At 41.8% G+C, this 14,821-nt stretch carries 15 protein-coding genes; 8 read left to right on the top strand and 7 right to left on the bottom strand.

Features of this window, described 5'->3' with window-relative positions; genetic code table 11:
• Window positions 1–2 precede the first annotated feature (2 nt).
• Entirely contained in the window at window positions 3–2,459 is a 2,457-nt protein-coding gene (priA, locus tag J0654_RS06450) for a replication restart helicase PriA (protein WP_207026889.1), read from the top strand.
• On the opposite strand, the gene J0654_RS06445 is transcribed toward priA, so the two are convergent.
• Window positions 2,460–3,152: a LytR/AlgR family response regulator transcription factor gene (locus J0654_RS06445; RefSeq protein ID WP_207026886.1), complete on the bottom strand. Its 693-nt coding sequence runs from the start codon at window positions 3,150–3,152 to the stop codon at window positions 2,460–2,462.
• Between the two features lie 236 nt (window positions 3,153–3,388).
• Here J0654_RS06445 and rpsF point away from each other — a divergent pair, with 236 nt between their 5' ends.
• The 3 genes from rpsF to rplI are packed head-to-tail and all read left to right on the top strand — an operon-like array spanning window position 3,389 to window position 4,494.
• Window positions 3,389–3,727, top strand: coding sequence for a 30S ribosomal protein S6 (gene rpsF, locus J0654_RS06440; RefSeq protein WP_207026884.1), 339 nt, complete (start codon window positions 3,389–3,391; stop codon window positions 3,725–3,727).
• A 4-nt stretch (window positions 3,728–3,731) separates the two neighbouring features.
• Window positions 3,732–4,028 carry a 30S ribosomal protein S18 gene (gene rpsR, locus J0654_RS06435; RefSeq protein ID WP_014031368.1) on the top strand — a complete coding sequence of 99 codons (297 nt, stop codon included), beginning with the start codon at window positions 3,732–3,734 and terminating at the stop codon, window positions 4,026–4,028.
• 13 nt (window positions 4,029–4,041) lie between these two features.
• A complete protein-coding gene (rplI, locus tag J0654_RS06430; RefSeq protein ID WP_207026882.1) occupies window positions 4,042–4,494 on the top strand; it encodes a 50S ribosomal protein L9 in 453 nt (150 codons plus the stop codon).
• Window positions 4,495–4,567: 73 nt separating this feature from the next.
• Here the strand turns inward: rplI and J0654_RS06425 are convergent, their stop codons facing one another.
• Entirely contained in the window at window positions 4,568–5,032 is a 465-nt protein-coding gene (locus J0654_RS06425) for a DUF4168 domain-containing protein (protein WP_207026880.1), read from the bottom strand.
• Between the two features lie 184 nt (window positions 5,033–5,216).
• Between J0654_RS06425 and J0654_RS06420 the strand changes: the two genes are divergently transcribed.
• Both J0654_RS06420 and hisS read left to right on the top strand, forming a co-directional pair.
• On the top strand, window positions 5,217–5,690 hold the full coding sequence (locus J0654_RS06420) for a DUF6495 family protein (protein ID WP_207026878.1): 474 nt from the start codon (window positions 5,217–5,219) through the stop codon (window positions 5,688–5,690).
• Between the two features lie 176 nt (window positions 5,691–5,866).
• Window positions 5,867–7,255 (top strand): histidine--tRNA ligase, encoded by a 1,389-nt coding sequence (hisS, locus tag J0654_RS06415; RefSeq protein WP_207026876.1) that lies wholly within the window; start codon window positions 5,867–5,869, stop codon window positions 7,253–7,255.
• On the opposite strand, the gene J0654_RS06410 is transcribed toward hisS, so the two are convergent.
• Entirely contained in the window at window positions 7,239–7,787 is a 549-nt protein-coding gene (locus tag J0654_RS06410; RefSeq protein ID WP_207026875.1) for an NUDIX hydrolase, read from the bottom strand. The two genes, hisS and J0654_RS06410, sit on opposite strands and share 17 nt — an antisense overlap.
• Before the next feature lie 85 nt (window positions 7,788–7,872).
• The gene (locus J0654_RS06405; protein WP_207026873.1) at window positions 7,873–8,961 is read right to left on the bottom strand and encodes a M42 family metallopeptidase; all 1,089 of its coding nucleotides are present in this window, start codon (window positions 8,959–8,961) and stop codon (window positions 7,873–7,875) included.
• Window positions 8,962–9,063: 102 nt separating this feature from the next.
• Between J0654_RS06405 and J0654_RS06400 the strand changes: the two genes are divergently transcribed.
• Complete coding sequence (locus tag J0654_RS06400; RefSeq protein ID WP_207026871.1) at window positions 9,064–9,783, top strand: DUF4294 domain-containing protein; 720 nt, start codon at window positions 9,064–9,066, stop codon at window positions 9,781–9,783.
• On the opposite strand, the gene J0654_RS06395 is transcribed toward J0654_RS06400, so the two are convergent.
• Window positions 9,780–10,016, bottom strand: coding sequence for a DUF6095 family protein (locus J0654_RS06395; protein WP_207026869.1), 237 nt, complete (start codon window positions 10,014–10,016; stop codon window positions 9,780–9,782). The two genes, J0654_RS06400 and J0654_RS06395, sit on opposite strands and share 4 nt — an antisense overlap.
• A 57-nt stretch (window positions 10,017–10,073) precedes the next feature.
• Here J0654_RS06395 and J0654_RS06390 point away from each other — a divergent pair, with 57 nt between their 5' ends.
• Window positions 10,074–11,396 (top strand): GntP family permease, encoded by a 1,323-nt coding sequence (locus J0654_RS06390; RefSeq protein ID WP_207026867.1) that lies wholly within the window; start codon window positions 10,074–10,076, stop codon window positions 11,394–11,396.
• Window positions 11,397–11,465: 69 nt separating this feature from the next.
• Here the strand turns inward: J0654_RS06390 and J0654_RS06385 are convergent, their stop codons facing one another.
• Together J0654_RS06385 and J0654_RS06380 are read right to left on the bottom strand one after the other, a co-directional pair.
• The gene (locus tag J0654_RS06385; RefSeq protein WP_207026865.1) at window positions 11,466–12,362 is read right to left on the bottom strand and encodes a DUF4249 family protein; all 897 of its coding nucleotides are present in this window, start codon (window positions 12,360–12,362) and stop codon (window positions 11,466–11,468) included.
• Between the two features lie 4 nt (window positions 12,363–12,366).
• Window positions 12,367–14,766, bottom strand: coding sequence for a TonB-dependent receptor (locus J0654_RS06380; RefSeq protein ID WP_207026864.1), 2,400 nt, complete (start codon window positions 14,764–14,766; stop codon window positions 12,367–12,369).
• Between the last annotated feature and the right edge of the window lie 55 nt (window positions 14,767–14,821).

Here is a 14,821-nt window from a genome sequence, read left to right as displayed (position 1 = left end):
GTATGGATTATTTTTTGGAAGTTGTTCTTCCCATTCCTTTGGAAAAACTCTTTACCTATAAAATTTCGAAGGCCGAAGCGGATTTTATTAAGGAAGGAATGCGTGTAGCTGTTCCTTTTGGCAAATCAAAAATATATACTGCCCTTGCGTATCGGGTACATCAAAATGCACCTGAAGCCTACGAACCCAAAGAAATTTATCAAATTCTTGATGAGCACCCTGTAGTAACAGAAGTGCAGCTCAAGCATTGGGAGTGGGTGGCCAAATATTATATGTGCACCTTGGGAGAGGTGATTCGGAGCGCCCTGCCCAGTGCTTTTATGTTGGAAAGCGAAACACTGGTTTTGCCCAATAAAAATGCAGAAGTTGATGAATCGGAACTAACGGATGACGAGTTTCTGATATTTGAAGCATTACAACATCAAACCGCTTTGAAAATTTCTGAGGTAAGCGACATTGTCGACAAGAAAAATGTACTGAAGCTCATAAATGTGCTGGTCCACAAAGGCGTGGTGCTGCAAAAAGAGGAACTGTACGAGCAATACAAACCTAAATTGGTCCGCTACGTTAAACTTTCCGAGCAATATACTGATGAAGAAAAACTAGCTGATTTACTAAATGAGCTAACCCGAGCACCCAAACAAAGCCAAGTAGTACTGTCCCTATTTCAACTAAAGGCCAAAAGCACCAAACCCATTCCCATTGCCGAATTGGAAAAGGAAAGTGGGGCCTCCAGAGCTGTGGTCAAGGCACTGATCGATAAAGATATTTTGGAGGAATACCACGTCCGGAAAGACAGGGTGGAGTTTGATGAACGCTCCGAAGCATCCAAGCATATGGATTTAAATGAATACCAGCATCAGGCTTTGGTGGATATCCACAAAGGTTTTGATCAAAGTAAACCCGTATTACTGCATGGAGTTACATCATCGGGAAAAACGGAAGTTTATGTAAAACTGATTGAAAAATGCCTGGATGAAGGCAAGCAAGCCCTGTATTTGCTGCCAGAAATAGCACTGACCTCACAATTGATCAATAGGCTGAGACATTATTTTGGGCATCAAGTATCCGTTTACCATTCAAAATATAGCATTCATGAAAGGGTGGAGGTCTGGAACAACGTGCTGAAAAATGCGGAAAAGGCCCAGATAGTGATCGGTGCCCGCTCTGCTCTATTCCTTCCCTTTGCTAATCTAGGGTTGGTCGTGGTGGACGAGGAGCACGAAAGCTCTTTTAAACAATTTGATCCTGCACCGCGCTATCACGCCCGGGATGCCGCTGTGGTCTTGGCCGCCCTTCATAAGGCAAATATTGTTCTGGGCTCGGCAACACCGAGTATCGAGAGTATGTTCAATGCCAAGACCCAAAAATATGGCTATGCTTCCATTGCACATAGGTTTGGCGATGTGTTGATGCCCGATATCAACTTGGTGGACATCAAAGAAGCTACCAGAAAGCGCCGAATGAAGGGCCATTTTTCCGAAATGCTTATTAAGGCCATTACTGAAGCCTTGGAAGAGGGAGAACAAATCATCCTTTTTCAAAACAGAAGAGGGTTCGCTCCTGTGGTGGAATGCACTACCTGCGGTCATGTACCGCAATGTCCCAATTGTGATGTGAGTTTAACGTACCACCAGCATAGAAACCAGTTGAGGTGCCATTATTGTGGTTATCACATGGCGTTGCAGCAGGCTTGTTTGGCTTGTGGCAGTCCCACTTTGGACAATAAAGGCTTTGGTACCGAACAGATTCAGCAGGAATTGGGGCAGTTATTTCCAGAGATTTCGGTGGGGCGAATGGATTTGGATACTACTCGTGGAAAATATGCGTATGAAAAGATTATCTCCTCTTTTGAAAATCAAGAGATGGATATTTTGGTAGGTACCCAAATGGTGACCAAGGGGCTTGATTTCAGAAATGTGAGTTTGGTAGGCATCATGAATGCGGATTCCATGCTCAATTTCCCTGATTACCGTGCCCATGAGCGTAGTTTTCAAATGTTGACCCAGGTTGCAGGCAGGGCAGGGCGTACCCAAAAGCGAGGTAAAGTACTGATTCAGACCTACAATCCATACCATCAAATACTGCAGCAAGTCACCACCAACAGTTATGATAAAATGTTCAAGGAGCAGTTTTACGAAAGGGAACAGTTTAAGTACCCACCTTTGGTACGTCTTATCAGAATCACGTTAAAGGATAAGGATTTCAATAAATTGAACGAAGCTTCGGATTGGTTGGCGGGTTCGTTGCGCAATGTGCTCGGTTCAAACATTCTTGGGCCCGAATATCCGCCGGTGGCTCGAATTCGAAGAGACTATCTTAAAAACATAATGATCAAGATTCCGCGTGATCAGCCCTTGGCACAAACAAAAAATAGCATTAAAAGAATTGAAAAATCTTTTAATGCTATTTCCAAGTATAAAAGTGTAAGACTGGTCTACAATGTGGACCACATATAATTATACATTGGCCAGCGCTTCTGCTAGTTCTGTCTTTTTGTTTCTACTTAAAGGAATCTGTCTGCCCCCTACTTCAACATTTTTACTGTTGAATTTTTCAATCTTCTCCAGATTCACAATGTAAGATTTATGGATACGAAGAAATTTTTCGGAAGGTAATTGCTTTTCGAAAGATTTCATGGTGGAAAGGATTACGATATTGGCCTCATCTGTGACCAATTTAATGTAATCTCCCAATGCCTCGATCCATTTGATGTCATTTAGGATCACCTTACGTTTTTTAAGGTTACTCTTAACAAAGATGTGCTCTTCGTCCTCATCTACCCTGTTCATTTGTTCGTATTTGGCAACGGCTCTTTTTACAGAGGCTTCAAAACGTGCCAAAGTAATGGGTTTATGAAGGTAATCGGTAACGTCGTAATCGAACGCTTTAAGCGCATAATCAGGTTTTCCGGTGATCAGAATAACCTGTGGTGGGTTCTCTAGGGCCTCTAAAAGGTCAAAACCGCTGATGATTGGCATTTCAACATCTAAAAAGATAAGGTCAATTTCATGGTTTTTCAGGCCATTTTTGGCTTCAATGGCGTTGCTGTACTCAGCAACCAAAGCTAGGTGTGGATGATTGTTGACCAACTTTGCAACAGCCATACGCTGCATCGAGGAATCGTCTACAATTATACTTTTTAATTTCATAGAATGGGGTGATTTGTAGGGTTTTAAATCATCGGCAAATTACATAAAAAAGCCGTTTAAGAGCAACAAAAGATGTAAACATGGTATATTTTGTTGTGTAAATTGCCATATGTGTTATTTAGGTTCATTAGGTTTTTTATTGTTGATAACTCTTGTACTTAAACGAAGTTTTTTTACTTTTCTTGCAGGATGAAAGAAATAATGTTAATTTTGCGCTCCTTTAAAAATATATTATAATGAACCATTACGAAACTGTTTTCATTTTGAATCCCGTTCTATCTGAGACCCAGATAGAGGAAACAGTCAAGAAATTTGAAGATTTCTTGATTAAGAATGGTGCCAAAATGGTCTCCAAAGAAGATTGGGGACTTAAGAAATTGGCCTATCCCATTCAGCACAAGAAAAGTGGATTTTACCACTTGTTCGAATTCCAGGCTCCAGGTGAGGCTATTGGCCCATACGAGTTGGAATTGAGAAGAGATGAGCGCGTTATGCGTTTTTTGACCGTTAAATTGGACAAGCATGCGATTGCTTGGGCGGAAAAAAGAAGAAACAAACTAAAAGCAAAGGCATAAGGGTATGGCATCTATTGAGCAACAAGCAAAATCGAAAAAAGACGGGGAAATCAGATACTTGACCCCGCTTAACATTGAAACCAGCAAGCAAAAGAAGTATTGTAGGTTCAAGAAATCAGGAATCAAGTACATTGATTACAAAGACCCGGATTTCTTGATGAAGTTGGTAAACGAGCAAGGTAAATTGCTACCAAGAAGACTTACAGGTACTTCCTTGAAATACCAAAGAAAAGTGGCGCAGGCCGTAAAACGTGCCCGTCACCTAGCGTTAATGCCGTATGTTGGCGATATGTTGAAATAAAAAACACCAGAGAATGGAACTTATTCTAAAAGAAGATGTACAGGATTTGGGATTTAAGGATGATATCGTCACCGTAAAGAACGGTTACGGAAGAAACTTCCTTATCCCTCAAGGGTTGGCCGATTTGGCTACTCCTTCTGCCAAAAAAGTTTTGGCGGAGAACCTTAAGCAAAGAGCTCACAAGGAGAAAAAAGTTATTGATGAGGCTACTAAGATTGCCGATGCATTAAAGCAATTGGAAATTAAAATTGCTGCAAAGGTTGGTGCAGGCGACAAACTGTTCGGATCTGTAACAAACATCGACCTTGCTGCTGCCTTGGACAAAGAAGGACACCAAATTGATAGAAAATTCATCAACATTAAAGGTGGAGCCGTCAAAAGAGTTGGTCCTTACGAAGCTATTATCAGATTACATAGGGAAGTTATTGTAGAATTCCCTTTTGAAGTGGTAGCTGAGGCAAAATAAGCTTTACATCCTATGATATAAAAAAGCCCTCCAAAATTGGAGGGCTTTTTTTATGCAAAGTTTTTCACTTGCCTTATTGTTGCTGTTCCAAAGCGGTTCGTAATCTACCTTGGAGGTCGGCATCTGTTTGCAAGGCCATAGCTATTTTTTGGTAGCGTTCCATGGTCAAGCCTTCGTTTCCAATTATTTCTTCGATCTGTTGGGTGAAACCAACCTGCATTTGTTGAATCTTGTTCATTAGCATGCCAAAACGTTCTTTTTCCTCATCACTGGCATCAACTGTTTTTTCGGGAGAAGCCGAGGCTTGGTACATTTCGTTGAATCGGTTGGGGTCAAACCCACTCTCCTTAACAGTTTGCATTACCTGTTGCTGGGCTTCCATATTTACTTTTTGAATATCTTGAAAAGCAGAAGCTATTTTATTCAGTTCGGCATCGCTAACCTCCACCTGCTCTTGCGCGTTCACATGCGAAAAACCACATGCACCAATGGCTGCTATACAAACCACTAAAGTTTTAAATGATTTTAAAAATCTCATTCTCTACGTATTTTATTAATAATGTTAGTTTCCGAAACTACAATAAATAAAAGGGCTTGCCAAAAATCAAAGCCAATAAGGATGTTAATCTAAACTTAAAGGAAATGCCGTAAAATCAGGTATTTCATGGTTTTCTTAATGTAAAAACAAGGCTGTTCTCCCTAGCCTTTTATATTTTTGCAGCATGAAGTACAGACGATTGACAAAGGAGCAATTAGAGGAGCTCCATCCTGAATTTATCAACTTTTTGGCGACCCAATCCATCACGGCAGAAGAATGGGATACCCTAAAAAAAGAAAAGCCTGAAGTTGCCGAGGAGGAGATAGATGTTTTTAGTGATTTAATCTGGGAAGGTGTGTTGAGCAAAGTGGAATATTTGGAAAATGTATCCGAGCGGCACATGAACCTATTTCATTTGACAGAAAAGGAAATGAAATTATTGTCGGTAAAGATTTTGAATCCTGAAATTGATTTAAGGACCGAGGTGGGCTTCGGTTGGTTCAAGCGTAATTACCAATCCGATTTTGTAGAATATCTGTCCGCTTCCAAGGCCTATAGTGAAGACAAGAACGTGGATAAGTTTGAGTTGATCAAACAGGGTGCTGTAATCACAAAAGGGGAGCTGTACCAATGGTTTGAGCAGATCATGGAACATTGATGGATAATATTTTATAAGTAATATTATCCGGTGAAAGTTAAGCGACCATAGAACCCTAAACCCTTTCACCTTTCACCCTCGACCTATGGTCCTTGACCTATGGTCCTTGACCCTTGACCTCTTCACCCTATTGACATCGACCAAAAACGTATATTTGCACGAGAATTTAAAACCACATGGCAAAGAAACCATCTATACCCAAAGGAACCCGCGATTTTTCACCTGCAGAGGTAGCCAGGCGCAACTATATTATCCAAACCATAAAAAAGCATTTCGAAACTTACGGTTTTCAACCGATCGAGACCCCTTCTTTTGAGAATTCGGAGACCCTGATGGGCAAATATGGGGATGAAGGTGACCGTTTGATATTCAAAATCTTGAATTCAGGGGACTTTATCTCCAAGGTGGATGATGTAACCTATAGTTCCAAGAACTCAGCCTCTTTAACTCCTAAGATTTCAGAAAAAGCCCTGCGTTACGATCTTACCGTTCCTTTTGCCCGTTATGTGGTCATGCACCAGAACGAGATAGATTTTCCGTTCAAGCGATATCAAATTCAGCCTGTGTGGCGTGCGGACCGTCCACAAAAGGGGCGTTTTCGTGAGTTTTACCAATGCGATGCCGATGTGGTGGGAGCGGACTCCTTACTTCAAGAAGTGGAGTTCGTACAGCTATATGATGCTGTTTTTGCTGATTTAGGACTAAACGGGGCAACCATTAAAATCAACAACCGAAAAATATTATCGGGTATTGCCGAAGTGATCGGGGCCAAACATTTGTTGGTGGACTTTACCGTGGCATTGGACAAATTGGACAAGATAGGAGAGGAGAAGGTAAAAGCGGAAATGATGGAAAAAGGTATTTCCGAAGCAGCCATTGCCAAAGCGCAGCCTTTGTTCGAAATGACCGGTACCGCTTCCGAGCAATTGGGAAAGCTAAAAACCATCCTTGCCGACTCTGAGGTCGGAATGTTGGGTGTCTCCGAATTGGAAGAGATTATCTCCACCGTTGATATGGTTGGTCTGCAATCTTCTAGTCTTCAATTGGATGTGACGCTCGCCCGTGGCTTAAACTACTATACCGGAGCCATTTTTGAAGTCGCTGCTCCTGAAGGAGTGAAAATGGGTTCTATTGGTGGTGGAGGCCGTTACGATGACCTTACTGGTATTTTTGGACTCAAAGATGTGAGCGGCGTAGGCATATCCTTCGGACTGGACCGTATTTACTTGGTTTTGGAAGAATTGAATCTGTTCCCTGACAGCTTGGATACATCGTTGGATGTACTTTGCCTCAATTTCGGAAAGAAAGAAGGGACAGCGGCCTTAAAACTGGTGTCTGGACTGCGTAAACAAGGTCTAAGGGCTGATCTGTACCCTACGGACACCAAAGTGCAGAAGCAGTTCAAATATGCGGATAAAAGGGGAGTGCCTTACGTGATTCTTTTGGGAGACCAAGAGTTGACCAATGGTAAATTTGTGGTCAAAAATATGAAGACAGGCGACCAGAAGGACTATTCTTTGGATGCAACCGAAGTGTTTGTGGAAAAGGTCAAGTCCGGTTTTTAATCTCTTTTATGATGGTTTTGTAATACGTAGGTCCGTGTGGCACATATTTGCCCATGCTGGCCAAGCCCCAAGTTTCCTCAGCGAATTTAAATAAAGGAACCAAGGCCAGATCCGCCACCTCATTTTCCTGTTTTTTAAGTTGATTCAAGGGCACCTGCAACTTGCACAAAAAAATGTGATGCAGTTCGGCATCAATAAAATTTTCTGAGATTTTGTGAATGGCCTTATAAGTGCCCAAGGGCTCCAAATCGGATTCCGAGATGGTCAGGCCCACTTCTTCCTCGACTTCTCGAATGGCCGCGGTAATAACTTCCTCTCCTGCAGAAACGTGCCCAGCGACCGAAACATCCCAAAGTAGGGGATGGGAGGCCTTGTTTTCGCCCCGTTGTTGAATCAAAACTCGGCCATCTGGAGTGTAGAGCCAAACATGGATGGTCGGATGAAGCAAACCATTGCGGTGCGCTTCCGATTTTAAACAGGACTCTCCTGTTGGTTTTCCTTGTTCGTCCAAAATGTCAACCCGCTCATCCATATTACATAAAGATAAAAAAAAGTCACCCTGAAGATGTTTCAGGGTGACATAATTTTAAATCTGATCAAGGATGATGCTTGTTCAGTTAATCAAAATAACTGAAGGTTTCTCCTTCTTTAATGTTCAATAAGGTTTCGTAAATCAAACGGATAACGTTCTCTACGTCATCTTTATGGACTGTTTCCACCGTGGTGTGCATATAGCGCAAAGGCAACGAAATCAAAGCGGAAGCTACACCTCCGTTGCTATAGGCAAAAGCATCGGTATCCGTTCCCGTGTACCGTGACGATGCATTGCGCTGGAATGGAATTTTATGGGACTCCGCGGTTTCCAAAATACGCTCGCGCAATTTGTTCTGTACGGCAGGCGCATAGGAAATTACGGGACCATCTCCAATTTTGGTCTCGCCCTCGGTCTTTTTATTGATCATAGGGGTAGTGGTGTCGTGGCACACATCCGTTACAATAGCCACATTGGGTTTAATGGTCTGTGTGATCATTTCGGCACCCCGCAGTCCTATTTCTTCCTGTACCGAATTGGTAATGTACAACCCAAAAGGAAGTTCTTTTTTATTTTCTTTGAGCAAACGGGCCACCTCGGCGATCATGTAGCCTCCCATTCTGTTGTCCAATGCCCTGCAAACAAATTTGTCCTTGTTCAATATCTGGAATTGGTCGGGGTAGGTAATCACACAACCTACGTGTACGCCCATTTTTTCCACTTCTTTCTTGTCCTTGGCACCTATATCTATAAAGATGTTGTCCAATTTCGGTGGTTCCTCCTTGGACTTGTCCCTGGTATGGATGGCCGGCCATCCGAACACACCTTTTACAATACCCTTTTTGGTATGAATGTTCACCCATTTGGAAGGTGCTATTTGATGGTCGCTTCCTCCGTTTCGGATAACGTAAAGTAAGCCTTCATCAGTGATATAATTAACGTACCAAGAAATTTCATCGGAATGCCCTTCGATCACAACCCTGTATTTTGCATCTGGATTAATGACTCCTACGGCAGTTCCATACGTGTCCGTTATAAACTCGTCCACATAGGGTTTCACGTAGTCCATCCAAATTTTTTGCCCTTCCCATTCATAACCTGTGGGAGAGGGGTTGTTCAAATATTTTTCTAAAAACTCGAGGGATTTTTTCGTGATGATTTTCTCTTTTGCCATGAATCTGATTTAGTACACAAACATAAGAATATTCACTTTTATTTAATAACCAAATCATACCTTTATACGTACTTTTGGCAAGACTATTGAGGAAGAAATGTTATGCTGCGTAACTGTTTTCTTATTGTTTTTCTGGCATGTACGGCCCTTGGGTTTGCTCAGGAACCGCAAAAGGATTCCATTGTAAGCCAAAGGGATTCCATTGCCAATGATTCCATAGAGGATTATTACGTTCGGTTCGAAGGCGACTCTATTTTGATGAGCTCCATTGAATTGGATGAAGTGTACCTTTTTGGCAAGCTCGATTTTGCCAACCGAAAGGATAAATTGCGTTACTACATTCTCCGTAGAAAAACTTTAAAAGTGTATCCCTATGCCAAATTGGCCGCTGAACGATTGGTAGAGTTGAACGATAGTCTACAACATATCAAAAAACGTCGGCACCAAAGACGATACACCCGAAAGGTTCAAAAGTATATTGAAGGTGAATTTTCTGAAGAGCTCAAAAAACTGACCCGTACCGAAGGACAGATATTGGTGAAATTAATTCATCGTCAAACAGGAACGACCGCCTTTGATCTGGTCAAGGATTTGCGGAACGGATGGCGCGCCTTTTGGTACAACACTACGGCAAGTTTTTTCAAAATCAGTTTAAAGGAAGAATTTCTTCCGGAAGAAGTGCACGAGGATTATTTGATAGAGGATATTCTACAACGTGCCTTTGCGGCAAGTAGGTTGGAGCGACAAAAATCAGTACTGGATTATGATTACGCCCAGCTTACAAACAAATGGAACAACCGACCGCCAAGTACGGGCAATTAGTTTTTGGATTTTTTTCCAAAAACGGCTTGCATGACAATGCTAACGGACCTAAACCCTAAATATATGGCTAAAATGGCACAGATAAAGCCCAAGATCAAAACAGGCCAATAAAAGGGGTGTCCTTCATTTTTAAATGCTTCGTAGATTAAAAATGGTCCCATAAACATGGCTAGCACCGTGTATCCAAACGATTTTATTCCTTTTACAAGAAGTTCCTTGTTAGTTCGCTTCATAGGACCAAAGTAGGAATATTAGCTTATATTTAGGGGATATTGCACTAAAAATCAACCATGGAAATATTAGTTCTGGGGGTAGTGGTCCTCTTCATTATTGTTGCTACCGTAAAATTTAAAATGCACCCCATTTTCTCCCTCACCATCGCTGCTATAGCTTCTGGTTTTTTATTGGGGATAACACCAAAAGATATCATGTCTACCATGGCCGAAGGTTTTGGAAATACCCTATCGGGCATAGGATTGGTAATTGCTTTCGGGACAGTTATCGGTATTTATCTTGAAAAAACAGGGAGTACGCAAGTTCTCGCCAATAGTATTTTAAAAGTAATTGGCCTAAAACGTTCTCCTTTGGCACTGAATTTGGCAGGATTTGTCATTTCCATACCAGTATATTGTGACTCGGGTTACATCATACTTTCTTCCTTGAACAAAGCTATCAGTAAAAAAACGGGTATTCCCGCCTTGGTTTTTGCCATCGCCTTGGCTACCGGATTATATTCTGCCCACGTTTTTGTACCGCCCACACCGGGACCATTGGCCGCAGCTGCCATCTTGGATGCTGATTTGGGAATGGTACTGATCTTTGGGTTAGTGGTGGCCATCCCTGTTTCCATTTCAGGATATTTTTGGGCACGGTTCATTGGAAAATCATTACAAGAGGATTTAACTGCCCAGGATGATGTTGAAGAAACGGAAGAGGTTTTGTCCTCTGTAAAGCCATTTCAAGCTTTCCTGCCCTTACTTGTTCCCATAATTTTGATTGCGATGAAATCCGTAGTGGATTATCCGACCCACCCTTTGGGTGAAGGTTTGGCATTCAGTATTTTTAATTTTCTGGGCAGCCCTATAATTGCATTGTTAATCGGTGTTTTCTTTGCCTTTGCCTTGGGTGGAAAAGTTCCTGCTGAAGATAAAAAGGGATGGGTTCCAGAAGCTTTTAAGCAAGCCGGGGCCATTGTATTGATCACAGGTGCGGGTGGAGCTTTTGGGGCCATTCTTCGTACCATGGACATTGCCTCCATCATCAATTTGGAATCCAGTACTGGTATTGGAGGGCTTTTGATCGCCTTTGTGATTTCTGCTGTACTAAAAACTGCTCAGGGATCATCAACAGTTGCCATTATCACCACTTCGGCCATAATTGCCCCTTTACTGGAAACCTTCGGCTTGGTTTCCATTACCGATAAAGCGTTGGCTGTTCTTGCCATTGGAGCAGGAGCCATGACGGTCTCCCACATTAATGACAGTTACTTTTGGGTAGTTTCACAGTTTTCCAATATGAAAGTGAAAACCGCTCTACGAGGACATACGCTAGGTACATTGGTTCAGGGTACCGTTGGTATTTTGATGGTACTATTGCTTTATGCAATTGTGTAATGGTCGATTATTGAATGGCCCGTGTTAAGCAAGATCTTAATTCACCCATTAAGGTTATTCTTAAAAGAACTACTCAGTAATGGTCAAGGTTCTGGAAAACTCTTGAACTACTGCAAAATATCCCAGTGCATAATCGTTGGGGCGCTCCACATTATCCAAAACGGTTACATTGTCGAGCCCTGTTATATCAAAAACATTACCTCGAACAGTGGCAACGGGCGTTTGAAAAACACCGCCATTGTTTTCTGTTTGCTCCAATATTAAATCCATGTAATTGTAGAAGTCTTCGGTAGCCCCCAATATGCTCACGGTAATATCTTGTCCTACCTCTAAATTTTCATCATAGAAATAGGAAAACTCAAATTGTTGTCCCTGAAAAAATTCATCTTCGACAGTTTGAAATTCACTGTTCATAAAATCGAACACGTAAAAGTTGTCATTGTCCCCATCATCGGTAAATGTTACGATGATTTCTGTTTCCTCTTCATCAAAAAGCGTATCGTTTCCCTGTTCCAAATTATCCAATGGAACGGTTGGGGCATATTTTGTCTGGGCAAAATATTGTTTTCCTTTATGGGTGACCTGCAAAATAAATGTCACGTCAGGTTCGGCTGCAGCGGTCCTGATGCGTTGGTCTGTTGTAAAATCGGGGTCCGGAACATAAACTCCTGTCCCTGGCGATTCTTCGGTAAGGTTCGAGAACGCTAGGCTTTCAAACAGTCCGTTATCGTTGAGCACTCCATAAACAATTACGGCACTTTCAACTTGTGTGGGTTGGTTCTCATCGAAAAAAACACTGGTTTCGCGCATGGTAATCCTCACATCCACAAACTCTTCACTTTTATCCACGCGCAAGAGCCCATCCACAACCAATCTGGTCTCCACTTCCGGCAAATCTACATCCACAACGTCTTCACAGGAGCCGAGGAACAAAACGATAAGCATATAAGCCATTAGATTCTTCATACCCTTAAAATTTAAAGTTATAGGTTACCGATGGGATAATGCCAAATATCGAAGTCCGTATGGCCTCGTTTCTTCCCGTATCTTCATTTTCCCTAAAATTAATGGATGCTGCATTTCTACGACTATAGGCATTGTAAATGCTGAACACCCATTCCGATTGTATTTTTTTACGTTTGTTGCGTTTAGGGGTTAAAATTGCGGAGATATCCAGTCGATGGTAGTCTGGCAGCCTTTCTTTGTTTCTTAATCCATAATAAGGAACATTTACGCCTTCAAACTCAAATTGGCCTATGGGATAATTGGTGGGTTGTCCTGTTTGATAGATGAAATTGGCATTAAAGCTCCATTTTTCATTCAACTCAAAACTTCCGTATAAGGATAGGTCATGTGTTTTGTCGTAAGGAGTACTGTACCAGTCGCCCAGATTGATCCCTGTTTCCAAATTGGAACGACCGGTATCAAAGTCTTGGGTTCGTCCCGGTGTTCTTTGTTCCGATCGGGACAGCGTATAGGCCAGCCAACCCTGAAAGCGGCCTTGATTTTTTCTAATAAGAAGTTCCAGCCCATATGCTCTTGCCTGGCCATTCAGTATGACTTGTTCAATGGCATTGTTGGCAATGAGGTTGGCCCCATCAATATAGTCTATCCTGTTTTGGATATCCTTGTAAAAGACCTCTGCCTCCAAACTATACGCTCCGCTATTTATATTTCTAAAATAACCAAGTGCATATTGATCTAACAACTGTGGTTCCACAAAAGGCCCGCTGGGTGTCCAAACATCCAGTGGGGTAGGGGAACTAGTATTGGAAAGTAGATGAAGATATTGTGCCAATCGGGTATAACTGGCTTTAATGGAGTTGTTTTCCTTAAAGCTATATGACATGGAAATCCGAGGTTCCAAATTGAAAAAGCTTTTGAGCGTATTACCTCTTCCCGGATTGATGGTGTCAATGGGCTCACCTTCTCGATACGTTAATGTAAAGGGGTCAAACTCGACAGGGTTGTCGTTTTCGTAAACAAAGAATTCGTCTTGCCCCAATCTGGTAAACTGACTTGCCCTTAATCCATATTCAACACTTAAATTATCCGTAATTTGATGTTCAATATCTACATAGGCCGCATTTTCGTTGGCATATTTTTTTGTGAGTTGTTCTTCCACAATTCCTGAATCTGGACTGTTAGGAACTATTTTACCTGGATTAAACACATAGTAAATGCTATTAATGCCATAGTTAAGCTGAAATTTATCGTTCAGGTAGTGTTTTAAATCGTATTTAACATTGAAGTTTTGGATTCCTGAATTCCACTCAAATCCAACAAAATCGAGTTCTAAGCCATAGTAATAATCCGAGTAGATCAGGGAAAGGTTGGAGAATAACCTGTCGGAAAACAAATGGTTCCATCGAAAGTTCCCAACCGCATTTCCATACACATTCACAAATCTATCACTAACATTAAAAAGGTCTCTTCCGAAGTAGCCTGATAGGAAAACACTGTTGTTCTCGTTGATTTTATGGTTGATTTTGGTATTAAGATCGTAGAAATAGGCTTTGTTGTTCACATCGAACAATGGCAAAAATAAATGTGCGTAAGAGGCCCTGCCACCTACCAAAAAAGCGGTTCTATCTTTTTGGATCGGTCCTTCGATCAACAATCTACTTGCCACAGCCCCAATTCCTCCATTCACTTTTAATTCTTTACTGTTTCCTTCTTTCTGAAAGATTTCAAGAACAGATGAAACCCTACCTCCGTACCTCGCGGGAATCCCCCCCTTAAATAGTTTGACATCTTTTATGGCATCGGGGTTGAAAACCGAAAAGAAACCGAATAGGTGGGAAGAGTTGAAGACGGTGGCTTCATCCAATAAAATAAGGTTCTGGTCTGCGGCTCCGCCCCTTACATTAAATCCGGAAGATGCCTCCCCCGCACTAGTTACTCCAGGCAATAGGACCAAGGATTTTATGACATCCGCTTCGCCCAAGACCACAGGGATTTGCTTGATGGTTTGGGAAGCCAGCGAGGTAACGCTCATTTGTGGTTTTCGAATATCCAATTTTTCGACATCGTCTGTCACCACGACTTCCTGCAATTCTTCCGTTTTCTCTATGAGGTTAAAATCCAACTTTAGGTTTTTATCAAGGGTAATGGTTTTTACAACTTCTTGGAAACCTAAATAACTAACAATTACTTGATATTCTCCTTCGGGAAGGGTGATGGAATAAAAACCGTATTCATTTGTGGTTGTTCCCGTTTTTAGTTCGGAAATGGCAATGGTTACGCCAATTAATGATTCGTTACTGGTAGCTTCGGAAACAGTGCCACTAAGTGTATGTTTTTGTTGGGCCTGTAGTATGAAAAAATGCCCAAACAGGGCTAGCAAAAATGCAAGATAATGTCTGGACATTTGATTGGTTTCTTTAAAAATACATATTTATGGAGTAGAGAAAAAATCTAAGTTC

This window comes from Flagellimonas profundi, from assembly GCF_017313275.1.
Taxonomy (GTDB): Bacteria; Bacteroidota; Bacteroidia; order Flavobacteriales; family Flavobacteriaceae; genus Flagellimonas; species Flagellimonas profundi.
The sequence above is the reverse complement of the archived record's forward strand: the minus strand, read 5'-3'. Positions and strand labels throughout refer to the sequence as shown.